The following is a 15,435-nucleotide window of genomic DNA, read 5'->3' as shown; positions in this document are numbered from 1 at the left end:
TCGCGCCACTTTTTGATAAGAAGTGGCGCGAATACGCAATCCCGTGACGAATCTTCGGGAAAAGCGGCACGATCAGGGCGCCGCCTGGCGCAATTAGAGCAGGGCCCACGCAGCGCACACACCTCACGCATTCCACCTCACCAACGACCACTCCTGCGCCCCCTCATCCCTGCGCAGCCAGACAATCCCGGTCATCTCCAACGACCAGCGCAGGCAGCGCTCCAGCGGCACATCCAGCATGAGCGACGCGATCACCCGCATGACGCCGGCATGCGTGACCACATACGCCGGCGACAGCTCGCGCGTCTGCGCGAACGCGTCGAACCACGCCCGCACCCGCGCGACGAATTGCGCAACACTCTCGCCGCCGTGCGCACGCGCGTGTTCAAAATTGGCCGCCCAGTCATCGAGCAGCGCGCGATCGATCGCATCCCAGCGCTGCAGCTCCCAGGCGCCGAAGTTCATTTCCTGCAGACGGTCGTCATGGCTGAGCGCGCAACCGAAATCGTTCGCCATGGCGGCGGCGAGCGCCGAGCAACGCGTCAGCGGGCTCGAGATGAACACGCGCGGCGGCGGCACCTGCAACGTGGCGAGTTTCAACGCAAGCGCGGTTGAGGACACTTCCGCATCCTCGGCAAGCGCGATGTCGCTCTGGCCGTAACACACGCCCGCATCGATCGCGACAGCGGGATGACGGATCAGGACGATATCCATGCAAGCCCCAGCAGATAGATGCTCAATTCAAAAATCTGTTGTGCGAAGCCCAGGCAGTCGCCGGTGTAGCCGCCAATCCGTTTGACGAAGTAACGCCCCATGGCAAACCGCAGCGCCGCCAGCACGACGAACGCCGCGCCGGCGAAGCGCCAATCCGGCAACCCGGGCCCGTTCGGCCAGAGCAGCAACGGCAAACCGGACACCGCCGCGCAGAGCAACGCGGGACTACTCAGGCGTTGCGCGACCGGTTTGGCTTTGCCTTCGGTGCGCACATAGTCGAGCGTGGCCAGATAGCTGATGGCAAACACGCGGCTTGCCGCATGCGCCGCAATCATCAGACTCGCAGCGCGCACCGGCGGCAACGCGGCGAGCGTTTGCCATTTCAGCGCCAACGCGATCACGAGCGCGATGGCCCCGAAAGCGCCGATGCGCGAATCGTGCATGATGCGCAACACGTCCTCGCGCGTATAGGCGCCACCGAACGCATCGGCGCAATCGGCGAGTCCGTCCTCGTGAAACGCGCCAGTCACGAGAAGCGACGCCGCCATCGACAGCAGCACCGCCACGCCGGCGGGAAAGACATGCAACGCCGCGAGATAGACCAGCGCGCTCAATCCGCCAATCAATAGACCGACGAGCGGAAAATAACGTGCCGCCGCATTCAGATAGTGCGGTTCGTAGCCAACCCAGCGCGGCACCGGTACGCGCGTGAAATAGCCGAGCGCCGTGAAGAAATAACGCAGTTCAGCGAGCGGGTTCATAAGTGAGCCGGACGCGCGCTTCTGTACGACAGCGCTTCGTATACGGGCGCTTTGTACGATGAGTCAGGCATCGCGATTCGCAACCCCAGCCGATTCGAAGCTCGCCATTTCATTGATGAACGCCACCGCTGCGCGCAGCAACGGCACCGCGAGTACTGCGCCAGTGCCTTCGCCGAGACGCATGTCGAGCGAAAGCAACGGCAGCGCACCGAAATGATCGAGCATGCGCCGATGCCCCGCCTCATTCGACGCATGCGCGAACACACAATACTCGCGCACGTTCGGTGCGAACGCATCGGCCACCAGCAATGCCGAAGTCGCGATGAAACCGTCGACGAGGATCGTCATCCGCGCTTGCGCGGCGGCGAGATATGCGCCCGTCATCATGGCGATTTCAAAGCCGCCGAAAGTGGCGAGCACGTCGAGCGGATCGTTGGAAACGACGTGATGCGCGAGTGCCGAAGCCAGCACGTTGCGCTTTTTCGCCAGCCCCGCATTGTCGAGACCCGTGCCGCGTCCGACACATTCGTCGATCGGCACGCCGCACAGGCGGCTCATCAGACACGCAGCCGACGACGTATTCGCAATGCCCATCTCGCCGAAGCCGATCACATTGGTGCCTAGCGCCGCATGATGCCGCACGCGAGCCGCGCCCGCCTGCATCGCGGCCAGCGCCTGTTCACGCGTCATCGCGGGTTCGTGCGCGAAGTTGCGCGTGCCGGCCGCAACCGGAATATCGATAAGACCTTCAGTGGATGGCAGCGGCGTCGCGATGCCCGAGTTGACCACTTCGAGTTCGACGCCGCAGACGCGGCTCAAAGCATTGATCGCCGCGCCGCCCGCGAGAAAGTTGGCGACCATTTGCGCGGTCACCGCTTGCGGATAAGGACTCACGCCCTCCTGCGCAATGCCGTGATCGCCGGCGAACACGATCATCGCCGGGAGCGCGACCGTAGGGTGCGTTGTGCGCTGGATCAATCCCAACTGCCGCGCGAGTGTTTCGAGCCGTCCAAGACTGCCAGGCGGCTTGGTCTTGGTATCGATAATGTGCTGCAGTTCGGCGCGCAACGTTTGGTCGAGCGGTTCGACGTCGGTCAATCCCGGCAAACCTGGTAAAGAAGTCATAGACGTTTCAAACAGAGAGAGGGTGTTGTTATAAGGTGTTTAGCCTGCCGCTGTGTCATCAGCCGCAAGCGATTCGTGACGCGAGCGCGGCGCGGGAATCAGCGCCTCATGCTCGCCGTCGCGAATCAGAATCAATGGATAGCCGAACGCACGGCTCGTCAGCGTGGGCGTCAGCACGTCGTGCACCGGTCCGGCATACGCGCCGCCGTTGCCGTCGAGCAGCAGCGCATGAGTCGCAAAGCGGCGCGCGAGATTCAGATCGTGGCACGAAAACATCACTGTACGCCGAGGCTCGCGCGTCCAGGCGGTCAACGCTTCCAGACAATCGATCTGGTGGTGCAGATCCAGATGCGAGAGCGGTTCGTCGAGCAGCAACAACGGCGCCTCCTGGCACAACACCGCGGCCAGCGCGACGCGTTGACGTTCACCGCCCGAAAGCGAGAGCACGTCGCGCGCGGCGAATGCGGTGAGTCCCAGACTATCTAACGCGGCATGCGCCGCCGCACGATCGGCTTCGCCTTCCCAGCCCCAGCCGCTCAGATGCGGAAAGCGGTTCAGCATCACGATGTCGAGCACGCTCGCGCTGAAAGCGTCCGCTGCGCTTTGCGGCATCAGCGCGCGACGCTGCGCGAGCGGGAGCGGCTGCCAGTCGGCGAGACGCACGCCGTCGAGTTCGACATGGCCCGCCGACGGTTGAGCGAGACCCGCCAGTGTGGACAGCAAGGTCGTCTTGCCCGCGCCGTTCGGTCCGGCGATGCACCAGATCTCGCCTGCGTAGAACGTATGCGTGAACGCGTCGAGCAAGGTGCGCATGCCCGCGCGCAAGCTCAGGCGTTGCGCGCTGAGCGCCACTTGGGGGGCGTCGTGTGGGTTCATCATCGGCGCCTGCGCAATAGCATCCACAGAAACACTGGCACACCCACGATCGACGTGATCACGCCGACCGGCAATTGCGCCGGTGCGACCACGGTCCGCGCGATCAGGTCCGCACCCATCACCGCAACGCCACCGCCGAGCGCCGCCGCCGGCAGCAGCATGCGCTGATCGTTGCCGAACGCGAGCCGCAGCACATGCGGCACTACGAGGCCGACAAAACCGATGGTGCCCGCCGTCGTTACCGCCGCGGCAGCCGCGAGCGACGCCACCAGATACACGCGCAGGCGCAGCGGCATCACGGCAACGCCGAGTGCCTGCGCGGCGGCATCGCCGCGCAGCAGCACGTTCAGACGCGGCGCGGCGGGTACGATCGCCACCAGAGCGACAACCAGCGCGACGAGCGCCATCCAGGGCATCGCGCCGCCGTTCAGATCGCCGGTCAGCCAGAACAACATACCGCGCAGCCGGTTGTCCGGCGCGAGGTTGAGCAGCAAGGTAATCACGGCGCCCCAACCGGCCGCGATCACGGCGCCGGTCAGCAGCAAACGCGGCGACGTATCCTGCGGCTCGCCTCGCCACAACTCCCGGCGGGCGAGACCGAGCACCAGCAGGATCGACACGAAAGCGCCGGCAAACGCGCTGGCATCGACGATCCACCACGCGCAACCGGCGATCATCGCGACCAGCGCGAACGTCGCCGCGCCGCCCGATACGCCCAATACGTAGGGTTCGGCCAACGGGTTGCGCAACAGCACTTGCAGCAACGCACCGGCCAGCGCCAGCAACGCGCCGCACGCGAAGCCAGCCAGCGCGCGCGGCAAACGCAGTGTGCGCACGATCTCGCCGGCCAGATCGGCGGACTCGGCATGCGACGGCAGCAGCGCCGCCAACACGCGCGCGGGTGCGAGCGATACGCTGCCGAGCGCGAGCGAAGCCGTCAGCACAACAAGGGCGATTCCGGCGAGCGCGAACCAGATCGCGGCAGCGCGCTTCGCGCTCATCACGCGCATCGTGGTCGTGGGCATCGGACTCGAGCCTCGGTTCATCGACGCGTTCTCATGCAAGCCGCTTCGTCACTGCCGCTGCCAACCAGCTGAGAGATACGCACCGCGTCGCGGCGAGTCATACAAGTAAGCCGTTTCATAGTCCTTTCGACAGGCTCTGGATCCGCGCGGTAACGTACCAGGCCTTCGCGATGTTGTTGTCGCGCGCATATCCGTCTTGCGCGCATGGCCGCTCCACGATCCTTCGATCCGTGTACCTCTGCACGGCCAGCCTGTTCGACCAAGTAAGTTCCGGGCGAGAGTTGCGGATAATCGATCGGGTTCGAATAGCTTGCAGCCGCCTTCCAATACCCGTGATGCCGTAGCCGTAGCCGTAGCCGTAGCCGTAGCCGTAGCCGTAGCCGTAGCCGTAGCCGTAGCCGAGATAGTAACTGTTCGCCCGCCGCCGAAACCGGAATACCGATCGCGCAGTGGATTGAGATGAAGCTGGCTGCGCCGGAAGATCAAACCGCGCGCTTTGTCGAAGCTGCCGTGAGCGCCCGGCAGAAAATGCATGAGGTTCGCGTCCCATCTATCGTTGACCTTATGACTCATCAACACCGGGCTGCTTTCGTTCGGATAGCCGTTCGTGCTCGGATTCGCGTTGGGCGCCGGCGCTTTTTTACGTTCGCTTGAAGACGGCTCTCTCCCTCTGCCCAGCGTCCCGGCTAACGACACATCGATCCTGCCTTCCCACGCGTGGCGCGCAGTGGCACACTCGCGTGTTCAGCTTCAAACACACGATCAGAATCGACTGCCATGACGAGTGCGGCCGCTCACCGTTGCGGGGCCGCGCAGGTCCGCGCGTTCACGCGAGACACGCGCCCTGCCTCCCGTCAAGCAGCGCGCATTGTGAAAAAGCGCGCGGGCAGCAAAAAAGTGCGGCCAGTTTAGGAGCGGCCTTCGGGTCCGTCAAGAATGGTTAATCCGTGCGCAATCTGTTCCGTTATGTGCAGGTTATTGTCCGATGCGCGGGTCGCTTTTCATCATATGGTCGATAAATGCCTGCACAAAGCGATGTTGTTACGTCTCGAAACGAGACAATTGTCGGAACCTGCGACATTCCGCGCTAAAATGCAATGTCTTTAGAGGACGCAGCAGATGCTCACCGAACTCGAAACACTTTCACAGAATATCGGCAAGCTGATCGCGATCAGCCAACGCCACAATGAAGCGCGGCTCGCGCTTGAGAATGAGCTCGCCCAAACGCATGCCGAAGCAGAGGCCGCGCGCACGGAACTCGCATTGATGCGCGAGGAGCGCGATGCACTCCAGGCGGAGCGCGACGCGCTGTCGGCAAAGATCGACGACGCGCAGGTGCGCCTGAATGCGATCCTCGAAAAGCTGCCGCGCGCTCGCGCGCACAGCGAGCCTGACAATCAGCTCGATCTGCTCGATACCGCGCCGCATGAGGTCGAAGCGGAGAGCGACGTCACCCGCCATGGAGAAAATGCATGACCACCAAGCAGATCGAAGTATCGATTCTCGGTGTGCCCTATCGCCTCGCCTGCTCGCCGGAAACTGAAGGCGCGCTGCTTGAAGCGGTTGCACGCGTCGACGCCGAGATGTCGAAGATCCGCAATAACAGCAACGTGCGCGGCACGGATCGCATTGCCGTCATGGCTGCGCTGTCGCTGGCATCGGAACTGCTTAAGCTGCAATCTAGCGTGCGACACGGAGAAGCATTTCCTGCAGAAGAAATCCGGCGTACAATGCACCAAATGAACGAACAACTGGGTACTGTGATTCAGCAGTACAGCATGCAGTAAGTACTCAGCCGTCTCGAACAATTTCAAGTAGCCGCTCCTGAGATCGGCTGCGAATTCAAGCGCAATGCATGAGCAGAGACTCATGCAAGTGATTGAGTTCAATCGGTTTGACTTCCCTGCCTGGTTCGCCAAGGTCATATATTCCTTGAACCAATGCCATGTGCACGGTTGTGGAAATTTGTAGCACGGGTGTGCGCGTCACTCTGTCTGATGTACCCGAAGTGCTGCTAACTGCGACCAATTCTGAACCCCCGGTTCAGGATGCCGGCCTAGCGGCTAAGGCGGGGACCTTATTCAAAACGGCATCGGACTTCGGTTCGGTGCCGTTTTTCTTTGGGCCTCGCATTTTCTTCTGTATTCTCAAACCTTTAACGTTCAATTCGATTCATGCGCTACTGGCTAATGAAGTCCGAACCGGACGAGGCAAGCATCGACCATCTCGCCCACGCACCGCAACACACGTTGCCGTGGACTGGTGTGCGCAACTATCAGGCGCGTAATTTCATGCGCGACATGATGCAGGTTGGCGACGGTGTGCTGTTCTATCACTCGAGTTGCCCTGAGCCGGGCATCGCCGGGATCGCGGAGGTATCCTCCACAGCCTATCCGGACCCGACTCAATTCGACAAGAAGAGCCCCTACTACGACCCGAAGTCGTCGCAGGAGACGCCGCGCTGGCTGCTCGTCGACGTAGTGTTCAAGAAGAAGATTCCGTTGATTCCGCTTGCCGCGCTGCGCGAGCACGAGGAACTGAAGGACATGCGCGTGCTCGCCAGAGGCAACCGTCTGTCGATCACACCGGTGACCGAAGCCGAATGGCGCTTCATCACCAAACGTCTTGTTTGACGCTGCATCTGCACAAGCGGCCCGGCGTCGCTGGCGTGCTACGCACGTCATGCGCGAATCCACGCACGCCTGAAAGCAAGTGTGAGCAAACGTCAAATTAGGGAACCAAGCTCAGGTTACAGGCGCCTAACGGACTCGCAAACGTTGTGCCATTGCACAGCGCTCGCTCAAATCGTGCACAACCTGTTCAAGCAAGGAGTCCAAAAATGACGAAAAACACCGCACGTGCACTCGCTCTCGCTCTCGTTTGCGCCGCCCCTGCCGCACTCGCGCTGACGCCGGCCATGGCCCGCGCGCAGAGTGTGACGCAGTATCAGCCCGCGGGCGTGCTGTCGCTGAACGCACAAGCAAGCGCGGAAGTGCCGCAGGATGTCGTCGATATCACGCTGTTCTACGAGCAGGAAGCAAGCGATCCGTCCGCGCTCACCTCCACGCTGAATCAGCGCGCTGATGCCGCGCTGCAAAAAGCCAAGGGTGTCAGCGGCGTAACGGCGCGCACCGGGTCCTTCTCGATCTACCCGTCCACCGATCGTGATGGCCGCATCTCCGCATGGCGCGGCCGTACCGAAGTTATGCTCGAATCGCACGACTTCGCCGCGGCGTCGAAACTCGCCGGCCAGATGGCATCGATCATGCAAGTCGGCAACGTGCAGTTCTCGCTGTCGCCTGAAGCGCAGCGTACCGCCGAGCAGAAGCTCACCGGTGAAGCCATCAAGTCGTTCCGCGAGCAGGCCGCTTCGTCGGCACAGGCGTTCGGCTACAACGGCTATTCGATTCGTGAAGTCAACGTGGGACACAACGGCGTCATGCCACGCCCCATGATGATGATGAGCGCACGCGCCATGAGCGCCGACGCGAAGGCGTCCGCGCCGGTACCGATCGAAGGCGGCACGTCGACGGTGACGGTCAACGTGTCGGGCTCGGTGCAGATGAAGTAACACGATCAACGCTTGAGGTACCGCTGCAAAGAAAAAAGCCACGGCATGCCGTGGCTTTTTTTCATGGGCTGACCACTACGATAAAACGTAGCGATCAGTTTGCGCCAACTGCCGGTGCCGGTTGACGGCGCGCACGGCGATAAGACCACACCAGCATGCCGACGCCCACAAGGATCATGGGCAGCGAGAGCCATTGGCCCATCGAGAGGCCCATTGCGAGCAACCCAAGGAAGTCATCCGGCTCACGCGCGAATTCCACCGTGAAGCGAGCGAGGCCGTAGCCGATCAGGAACACGGCGGAAATCGCGCCCATCGGCTTCGGTTTGCGCGAGAAGAAAATCATCACGAAAAATAGCGCCACGCCTTCGAGCGCAATCTCATACAACTCCGACGGATGGCGCGGCAGCATGTGATATTGCGCGAACACTTCGTTCAGATGCCATTGCGCGGCCAGTTGCGGATGCGCGGCGAGCCACGCGGCGTCATCCGGCGCGGCACCTGGAAACAGCATCGCCCACGGTGCAGCAGGATCGGTCACACGGCCCCACAACTCACCGTTGATAAAGTTGCCGAGGCGCCCTGCCGCGAGCCCGGTGGGCACCATCGGCGCGACGAAATCGGTGACCTGCAACCACGAGCGTTTGCGTTGATACGCGAACAGCACCATCGCCAGCGTCACGCCGAGAAAGCCGCCGTGAAACGACATGCCGCCTTCCCACACCTTGAAGATGTCGAGCGGATGCGCAAAGTAAAAGCTCGCCTTATAGAACAGCACGTAACCGAGCCGGCCGCCGAAAATCGTACCGAGCACACCGTAAAAGAGCATGTCGTCGATATCTTTGGCAGTCCAGCCTTGCGCGGCGACGTATGGCAAACGCAGCCGCAGCCGGCCGACGACAATCGCCGCGATGAACGCAACGAGGTACATCAGTCCATACCAGCGCACAGCAAGCGGCCCCAGATGAATGGCAACGGGGTCGAAATTCGGGTGAATGAGCATCGTGTTGTTATGGGCAGTTCGGGTTCAAAAGCGGATTTCTAATCGGTTTTCACATTGCAGCGGGCGGTTTGCACACCATGCGGCGCATGCGTTGGACGGTCCGGTTCGCAATGCGTTCGCGGCGGCGGCAAGCCTAACCGGCAGGCGCGGCGAACTGGGCCTCGACGGTAGCCGCGTGTGCTCGCACGATCTCGATGAAGCCCGCCAATACCGGACTCACCTCCGCCGTGCGCCAGACCAGCCCCGTCTCGATCGCCGGCACCGATTCCGAGAGCGGCCGGTACACAACGCCCGTGCGGCGCAGGTTACGCAACGATTGCGGCACCAGTGCGACGCCCATTCCGGCCGACACGAGGCTCACGATCGTCTGCATCTGGATCGCCTCCTGGCCGATCCGGGGTGCCAGACCCGCCACGCCGTAGCAATCCATAATGATGTCATAAAAGCCTGGCGCCAAACGTCTTGGGAAGATCACGAGCGGCTCGTCGGCGACGTCGCGCAGGCTGATCGGCGTGTCCAGCCATTCGGCGTGCGGGTCGGCATGTGTGTTGGCGTCGGACCCTGCTGCTGCCACGCGCGCCGCCGTTTCCGTCGACATCGCGATCACCAGCGGCTCGCGGGCGATCGGCAGCCATGAGAGCTGGGTGGCATGGCGCGACGGCAGCGGCGCGATCACGAGGCCCGCATCGATGCGCCCAGCCACCAGTTCGTCGACCTGCACGTCGCTGGTGGCTTCGGTCAGCTCGAGGCGCACGCGTGGATGACGTGCGCCGAAATCGCGCAACAGCAGCGGCAGCAGGCCGTAATCGGCCGTCGAAACGAAGGCCAGCGACAGCACCCCCGCCTCGCCTCGCGCAAGGCTCTGCGCCAGCGGCCGCAGCCCCTCCGCGCCTGCCAGCAGGCGCTGAACTTCGGGCAGCAGGTCGGCGCCCACCGGAGTGAGCTCAACCGAGCGCTTGGTGCGCGCGAACAACTCGACGCCGAGCGTCTCCTCCAGCGCGCGAATCGCTTGCGACAGCGGCGGCTGCGTCATGGAAAGACGCGCGGCCGCTCGCCCAAAGTGTTTTTCCTCGGCGACAGTCACGAAATAGCGCAACTGGCGCAGATCAGGAATGGCAGGCAGCATGATTAATATATTTTACGACCTATTCGAGCCTGAATAATATATTAGACGCGTGCCTCGCAAAACTGCATCCTTGCGCCACGCACCGGCACTAAACTGAACTGACGCGCTGGCCAAACCTGCCGGCAGCGCATTGAGACGACATAGACGCGGCCCAGGCTGCCGCGCCTGAGCCCTGAACACGCACACAGATCAAAACAAAACAGATTGGAGTTCCCCATGGCATACAACCGTCGTTCGAAGAACATCACGCAAGGCGTGGCGCGCTCCCCCAACCGCTCGATGTACTACGCGCTCGGCTATCAGAAGGACGACTTCGATAAACCGATGATCGGCATCGCCAACGGCCACTCGACCATCACGCCGTGCAACGCCGGCTTGCAGCGTCTGGCCGACGCAGCGGTCGCCGCGGTCAAGGGCGCCGACGCGAATCCGCAGATCTTCGGCACGCCGACGATCTCGGACGGCATGTCGATGGGCACCGAAGGCATGAAGTACTCGCTGGTGTCGCGCGAAGTCATCGCCGACTGTATCGAGACGTGCGTACAGGGCCAGTGGATGGACGGCGTGGTCGTGATCGGCGGTTGCGACAAGAACATGCCGGGCGGCATGATCGGCATGTTGCGCACCAATGTGCCGAGCATCTATGTCTATGGCGGCACGATCCGCCCGGGCAACTGGAAGGGCACCGATCTGACCATCGTGTCGTCGTTCGAAGCCGTGGGCGAATTCACGGCCGGCCGGATGTCGCAGGATGATTTTGAAGGGATCGAGAAGAACGCATGCCCGTCCACCGGTTCGTGCGGCGGCATGTACACCGCCAACACGATGAGCTCGTCGTTCGAAGCACTGGGCATGTCGCTGCTGTACTCGTCGACGATGGCCAATCCTGACCAGGAAAAGGTCGATTCGGCAGCCGAATCGGCCCGCGTGCTCGTCGAAGCAGTCAAGAAGGATCTGAAGCCGCGCGACATCGTCACGAAGAAGTCGATCGAAAACGCCGTGGCCGTGCTGATGGCGACGGGTGGCTCGACCAACGCGGTGCTGCACTTCCTCGCCATCGCCCATGCGGCTGAAGTGGAATGGACCATCGAAGACTTCGAGCGCATGCGCAAGAAAGTGCCGGTGATCTGCAACCTCAAGCCCTCGGGCCAGTTCGTCGCGACCGATCTGCATAAAGCAGGCGGCATTCCGCAAGTCATGAAGATTCTGCTCGACGCGGGTATGTTGCACGGCGATTGCATTACGATCACCGGCAAGACGATCGCTGAAGAACTGAAGGACGTGCCGGGCAAGCCGCGCGCCAACCAGCAGGTGATCTTCCCGATCGAACAGGCGCTGTACAAGGAAGGCCACCTCGCCATCCTGAAGGGCAACCTGGCGGTTGACGGCGCGGTCGCCAAGATCACCGGTCTGAAGAACCCGGTGATCACGGGCCCAGCCCGCGTGTTCGACGACGAGCAAAGCGCGCTGGAAGCCATTCTGGCCGACAGGATCGTTGCCGGCGACGTGGTGGTCCTGCGCTACCTCGGCCCGAAGGGCGGCCCTGGCATGCCGGAGATGCTCGCGCCGACCTCGGCGATCATCGGCAAGGGGCTCGGTGAAAGCGTCGGCCTGATTACCGACGGCCGCTTCTCGGGCGGCACGTGGGGCATGGTGGTCGGTCACGTCGCGCCGGAAGCCTTCGTGGGCGGCACGATCGCGTTGGTGCAGGAAGGCGACTCGATCACGATCGACGCGCACAAACTGCTCCTGCAACTTAATATCGACGATGCCGAACTGCAACGCCGCCGCGCCGCATGGCAGCAGCCGAAGCCGCGTTACACGCGTGGCGTGCTGGCGAAGTACTCCGCACTGGCGCTGCCGGCCAACAAGGGGGCGGTGACAGGCTAAGCGCGCATCGGGCACACGCAAGTCGTGGCTCGCTGCGCTAATCAGGGAGCAGCGCTCGATACTGCTTAAGCTGCCCAGGTTACGAAAAAGCGCAAAGGGGCGTACGGAAAACCGTGCGCCCCTTTCCTTTTATAATGCGTGCACCACGAGTCGGGCACCTGCACCGACGGAGACCAGAATGAAATCAATGTCGTATGCGGCGCTTGCAGCAGCCGGCGTGCTGGGCGCGATGTTAAGCGCCAGCAGTCCGGCGGCGCATGCGGAGGCCTCCGCCGGTCTCGCGCTTGCCCAGCAGCAAAATTGCATGAGTTGCCACTCGGTGTCGCGTCCGGTCATGGGACCGGCGCTGCATGACGTCGCCGCCAAATATGCCGGTCGCGAAGATGCCGCCACCTATCTCAAGCGCAAGATTCTGGATGGCAGCACGGGGGTGTGGGGCCGGGTGCCAATGCCCGCGAACACGCAACTCACGCCCGATCAGGCGGCTACGCTGGCAAGTTGGGTGATGACCCTCAAATGATCGACGCTTGATTGAGGACTCGAATGACCGCGGCCCGGTGACCACGGCAAGCGCACCCGAATCAAGAGGCGCCCCCGTCCCTGCCATGCTCAAGCGTCGCTTGAGCGCCGCGCGAGTTCCTGATCGACCGCTTCCTTTACCCAGCCGGTCATTTCGGTCTCCAGAGCCAGCGCCACCTCGCGCGTGATCTGGTTGACGAGCCACGCCGTGTGATCCTGCAACGCACCACGGCAGCGTGCTTCGATAATGTCGCGCCCCTCGCCCGTCAGAAAACTCGTAAACCGCCCGCGCAGACGCTCGGCAACGAGATCCGCATCGAGACTCGGCTGCGGCTGCCCGAGCGCCTCGTGAGCAATATCCGGCGGCACGATCGCGCCTGTCTCGATCGGCGCATGTGGCTCAGCCCGATCGAAAACACCGGCTGAGGGCGCAACGGCAGGCTCATGCCCGTGCCGGTGATCGGTTGCGTGGTGCGCCCTCGAGCGTTTTTTTGCGTGGGCGTGGTCTGCAGGATGCGCTTGCTCCGGAGCAAGCGTTGGCTCCTCACGCGCGAGCACTGGCTCAGGCTTGTGCTCAGGTTCCTGCGTGGTCTCATCAGGATCAGATACCGGCTGCGCAGCCGGAGCCGCCGCGCTATCCGGCGCGTGACGCGCCTCGGCAGGCTTGCCCGGTACGAGAATCTCGTGCAGAACAGGGATGGAACTATCGTCGTTAGGATCGGACACGCGCACTCTCCGTGTTTGAGTTCAAGCGGAAGCAGGCCGCGCACGCGCCGAATTCACACGACGGAACACCACGCGACACGAGCGGAACGAAGCCTAGCTGCCTTGCTTGTAGTTGTTCAAAGCATAGCCGCGATCGCGATAGAAACGATAGCGTTCGCGGCCCGCGGCGAGTTCGTTGTGTGCGTTACCGACCACTTCAAGCAATCTTTCAAAACGCGCGAATTGCGCCGGCACCGCCGCGCCGAGATTGAGCAGCACCTGATAGTGCGGCACATCGTCGAGATTCGATGCCAGCACGATCGGTGTTTGCGCGGCGAGCGGCGTGCCCGCCATGCAGTGCGGCACGAAATCGAGGGGCGAGAAGGTCCACAACTGCTCATCGAAAGCCCGCAGGCGCTCGGGCTCAGCCAGCACAATGGTCGGCTGGCCCGCCTGATACGCCTTGCGGATCAGGCGGCACGCGTACAGCAGCGAATCGCCGACGTTCGAGTGAAAATCGATTCTCGTCATCGGCGGCTCCGCGTTGCGTCTGCAGCGACGCCCGCAACTTTACTGCAATGCGTCATTGTGCAACGCGACCGTCAGCGGCCCGATCGATCAGGAACTGCGCGAGCAAGGGTACCGGACGGCCGGTCGCGCCCTTCGCCGCGCCGCTCTTCCATGCCGTGCCGGCGATGTCCAGGTGCGCCCACGGGTACGCTTCGGTGAAGCGCGACAGGAAGCACGCCGCCGTCACGCTGCCCGCCGGACGGCCGCCGATGTTGGCCAGGTCGGCAAAGTTCGACTTGAGCTGGTCCTGATACTCGTCGTCGAGCGGCATGCGCCAGGCCGGGTCGGATGCTTCTCGCGATGCATCGAGCAGCTCGCCCGCCAGCGCGTCGTCTTTCGAGAACAGGCCGCTGTTGTGGTGACCCAGCGCGATGATGCAGGCGCCCGTGAGCGTGGCGATGTCGATAACCGCTGCCGGCTTGAAGCGCTCGGCGTAGGTCAGCGCGTCGCACAGGATCAGCCGGCCTTCGGCGTCCGTGTTCAGCACTTCGATCGTCAGGCCCTTCATGCTGGTGACGATGTCGCCCGGCTTGGTGGCGGTGGCCGACGGCATGTTCTCGACAGCCGGGATAATGCCGACCACGTTGATTTTCAGGCCCATTTCGGCGACGGCGCGCAACGTGCCCAGCACCGATCCGGCACCGCACATGTCGTACTTCATCTCGTCCATGCCTTCGCCCGGCTTGAGCGAAATGCCGCCGGTGTCGAACGTCACCCCCTTGCCGACCAGCACCACTGGCGCGGCTTTCGCGGCGCCGCCGTGATACTGCAGCACGATGAACTGGGCCGGTTCGACCGAGCCGGCCGTGACCGACAGGAACGAACCCATCTTGAGCGCCTCGCACTGCTTCTCGCCGAGCACTTCGACCTTCAGCTTCCAGTCTTTGGCGAGTTTCTTCGCGGTGTTAGCCAGGTAGGTCGGCGTGCAGACGTTGCTCGGCAGGTTGCCGAGATCGCGCGTCAGATCCATGCCGTTGGCAAGCGCGGCACCCTGCTTGGCCGCGAGCTTGGCGGCCTTCTCGTCACCGGTATTGACGCTGAACACGATGCGCTTGAGTGCGCGCGCGGCGTTGTCCGGCTTGCTCTTCATCTGCGTGAACTTGTAGGTCAGCTCGCGCAGCGCGAGGATCGCGGCGCGCACGCCCCAATCGGCCGAACGCTCGAGGATCGGCAGTTGGGCCAGCGTGAAGGTGACCTGGACGATCTTGGTGCCGAGCAGTGCGCGCCAGGCAGCCCGCACGGCTTCGCCGTAGGCTTTCTGGCTGAAAGCATCCTGCTTGCCGAGCCCGACGAGCAGCACGCGCGAAGCGCCGATGCCCGAAACTTCGTGCAGGAACAACGTGGTGCCGGCCTTGCCTTCCATGTCGCCGGCCTTGATGATGCGGGTCAGGAGGCCCTTGGTGGCCGCGTCGATCTCCAGCGCAGCGCCCGAGAGCGTTTGCGACTCGAACACGCCGATTACGATGCAATCGGATTTCCCGGTCAGGAAACCGTTTGACGAGCCTTTGGTCCAATCACAGGCTTTTATGCTAAAGTCCATCGCGCTTGTCCTC

Annotated in this window: 17 protein-coding genes and 1 other RNA gene; 7 read left to right on the top strand and 11 right to left on the bottom strand. The window is 62.9% G+C overall.

Features of this window, described 5'->3' with window-relative positions; all coding sequences use genetic code 11:
* Nucleotides 1-123: 123 nt before the first annotated feature.
* The 6 genes from cobC to BCY88_RS39910 form a co-directional block, all read right to left on the bottom strand.
* Entirely contained in the window at nt 124-714 is a 591-nt protein-coding gene (gene cobC, locus BCY88_RS22360) for an alpha-ribazole phosphatase (protein ID WP_120346345.1), read from the bottom strand.
* Nucleotides 699-1,475, bottom strand: coding sequence for an adenosylcobinamide-GDP ribazoletransferase (locus tag BCY88_RS22355; RefSeq protein ID WP_120346344.1), 777 nt, complete (start codon nt 1,473-1,475; stop codon nt 699-701). The genes cobC and BCY88_RS22355 overlap by 16 nt, the downstream gene beginning before the upstream one ends.
* Nucleotides 1,476-1,538: 63 nt before the next feature.
* On the bottom strand, nt 1,539-2,600 hold the full coding sequence (gene cobT, locus BCY88_RS22350) for a nicotinate-nucleotide--dimethylbenzimidazole phosphoribosyltransferase (RefSeq protein WP_120346343.1): 1,062 nt from the start codon (nt 2,598-2,600) through the stop codon (nt 1,539-1,541).
* 39 nt (nt 2,601-2,639) lie between these two features.
* Nucleotides 2,640-3,479 carry an ABC transporter ATP-binding protein gene (locus BCY88_RS22345; RefSeq protein WP_120346342.1) on the bottom strand — a complete coding sequence of 280 codons (840 nt, stop codon included), beginning with the start codon at nt 3,477-3,479 and terminating at the stop codon, nt 2,640-2,642.
* On the bottom strand, nt 3,476-4,522 hold the full coding sequence (locus BCY88_RS22340) for a FecCD family ABC transporter permease (RefSeq protein WP_120346341.1): 1,047 nt from the start codon (nt 4,520-4,522) through the stop codon (nt 3,476-3,478). Before BCY88_RS22340 ends, BCY88_RS22345 begins: the two co-directional genes overlap by 4 nt.
* A gap of 94 nt (nt 4,523-4,616) precedes the next feature.
* Nucleotides 4,617-5,051: a hypothetical protein gene (locus BCY88_RS39910; RefSeq protein WP_120346340.1), complete on the bottom strand. Its 435-nt coding sequence runs from the start codon at nt 5,049-5,051 to the stop codon at nt 4,617-4,619.
* A gap of 569 nt (nt 5,052-5,620) precedes the next feature.
* Here BCY88_RS39910 and BCY88_RS22330 point away from each other — a divergent pair.
* The 5 genes from BCY88_RS22330 (at nt 5,621) to BCY88_RS22310 (ending at nt 8,072) form a co-directional block, all read left to right on the top strand.
* Nucleotides 5,621-5,977, top strand: coding sequence for an ATPase (locus BCY88_RS22330; protein WP_120346339.1), 357 nt, complete (start codon nt 5,621-5,623; stop codon nt 5,975-5,977).
* Nucleotides 5,974-6,288, top strand: coding sequence for a cell division protein ZapA (locus tag BCY88_RS22325; RefSeq protein ID WP_007175941.1), 315 nt, complete (start codon nt 5,974-5,976; stop codon nt 6,286-6,288). The genes BCY88_RS22330 and BCY88_RS22325 overlap by 4 nt, the downstream gene beginning before the upstream one ends.
* Before the next feature lie 110 nt (nt 6,289-6,398).
* Nucleotides 6,399-6,580: non-coding RNA, 6S RNA (gene ssrS, locus BCY88_RS22320), on the top strand.
* 95 nt (nt 6,581-6,675) lie between these two features.
* Nucleotides 6,676-7,134, top strand: a complete 459-nt coding sequence (locus BCY88_RS22315; protein WP_120346338.1) for an EVE domain-containing protein — start codon at nt 6,676-6,678, stop codon at nt 7,132-7,134.
* A gap of 206 nt (nt 7,135-7,340) precedes the next feature.
* Nucleotides 7,341-8,072, top strand: coding sequence for an SIMPL domain-containing protein (locus tag BCY88_RS22310; RefSeq protein WP_120346337.1), 732 nt, complete (start codon nt 7,341-7,343; stop codon nt 8,070-8,072).
* 94 nt (nt 8,073-8,166) lie between these two features.
* On the opposite strand, the gene lgt is transcribed toward BCY88_RS22310, so the two are convergent.
* Both lgt and BCY88_RS22300 read right to left on the bottom strand, forming a co-directional pair.
* Nucleotides 8,167-9,072, bottom strand: coding sequence for a prolipoprotein diacylglyceryl transferase (gene lgt, locus BCY88_RS22305; RefSeq protein WP_120346336.1), 906 nt, complete (start codon nt 9,070-9,072; stop codon nt 8,167-8,169).
* 133 nt (nt 9,073-9,205) lie between these two features.
* Nucleotides 9,206-10,198: a LysR family transcriptional regulator gene (locus BCY88_RS22300; RefSeq protein ID WP_120346335.1), complete on the bottom strand. Its 993-nt coding sequence runs from the start codon at nt 10,196-10,198 to the stop codon at nt 9,206-9,208.
* A 216-nt stretch (nt 10,199-10,414) separates the two neighbouring features.
* Between BCY88_RS22300 and ilvD the strand changes: the two genes are divergently transcribed.
* Together ilvD and BCY88_RS22290 are read left to right on the top strand one after the other, a co-directional pair.
* On the top strand, nt 10,415-12,088 hold the full coding sequence (ilvD, locus tag BCY88_RS22295) for a dihydroxy-acid dehydratase (RefSeq protein WP_120346334.1): 1,674 nt from the start codon (nt 10,415-10,417) through the stop codon (nt 12,086-12,088).
* Between the two features lie 178 nt (nt 12,089-12,266).
* Entirely contained in the window at nt 12,267-12,608 is a 342-nt protein-coding gene (locus BCY88_RS22290; protein WP_120346333.1) for a c-type cytochrome, read from the top strand.
* 89 nt (nt 12,609-12,697) lie between these two features.
* Here the strand turns inward: BCY88_RS22290 and BCY88_RS22285 are convergent, their stop codons facing one another.
* The 3 genes from BCY88_RS22285 to BCY88_RS22275 all read right to left on the bottom strand — a co-directional run bounded on the left by BCY88_RS22285 (nt 12,698) and on the right by BCY88_RS22275 (nt 15,422).
* The gene (locus tag BCY88_RS22285) at nt 12,698-13,333 is read right to left on the bottom strand and encodes a DUF2486 family protein (RefSeq protein WP_120346332.1); all 636 of its coding nucleotides are present in this window, start codon (nt 13,331-13,333) and stop codon (nt 12,698-12,700) included.
* A gap of 93 nt (nt 13,334-13,426) precedes the next feature.
* Nucleotides 13,427-13,843 carry a DNA polymerase III subunit chi gene (locus BCY88_RS22280; protein WP_120346331.1) on the bottom strand — a complete coding sequence of 139 codons (417 nt, stop codon included), beginning with the start codon at nt 13,841-13,843 and terminating at the stop codon, nt 13,427-13,429.
* Nucleotides 13,844-13,895: 52 nt separating this feature from the next.
* On the bottom strand, nt 13,896-15,422 hold the full coding sequence (locus BCY88_RS22275; RefSeq protein ID WP_120346330.1) for a leucyl aminopeptidase: 1,527 nt from the start codon (nt 15,420-15,422) through the stop codon (nt 13,896-13,898).
* Between the last annotated feature and the right edge of the window lie 13 nt (nt 15,423-15,435).

Origin of the sequence: Paraburkholderia fungorum (assembly GCF_003610895.1) — a bacterium.
GTDB classification, from domain to species: domain Bacteria; phylum Pseudomonadota; class Gammaproteobacteria; order Burkholderiales; family Burkholderiaceae; genus Paraburkholderia; species Paraburkholderia fungorum_B.
This window is presented reverse-complemented; position numbering and strand designations above follow the sequence as displayed.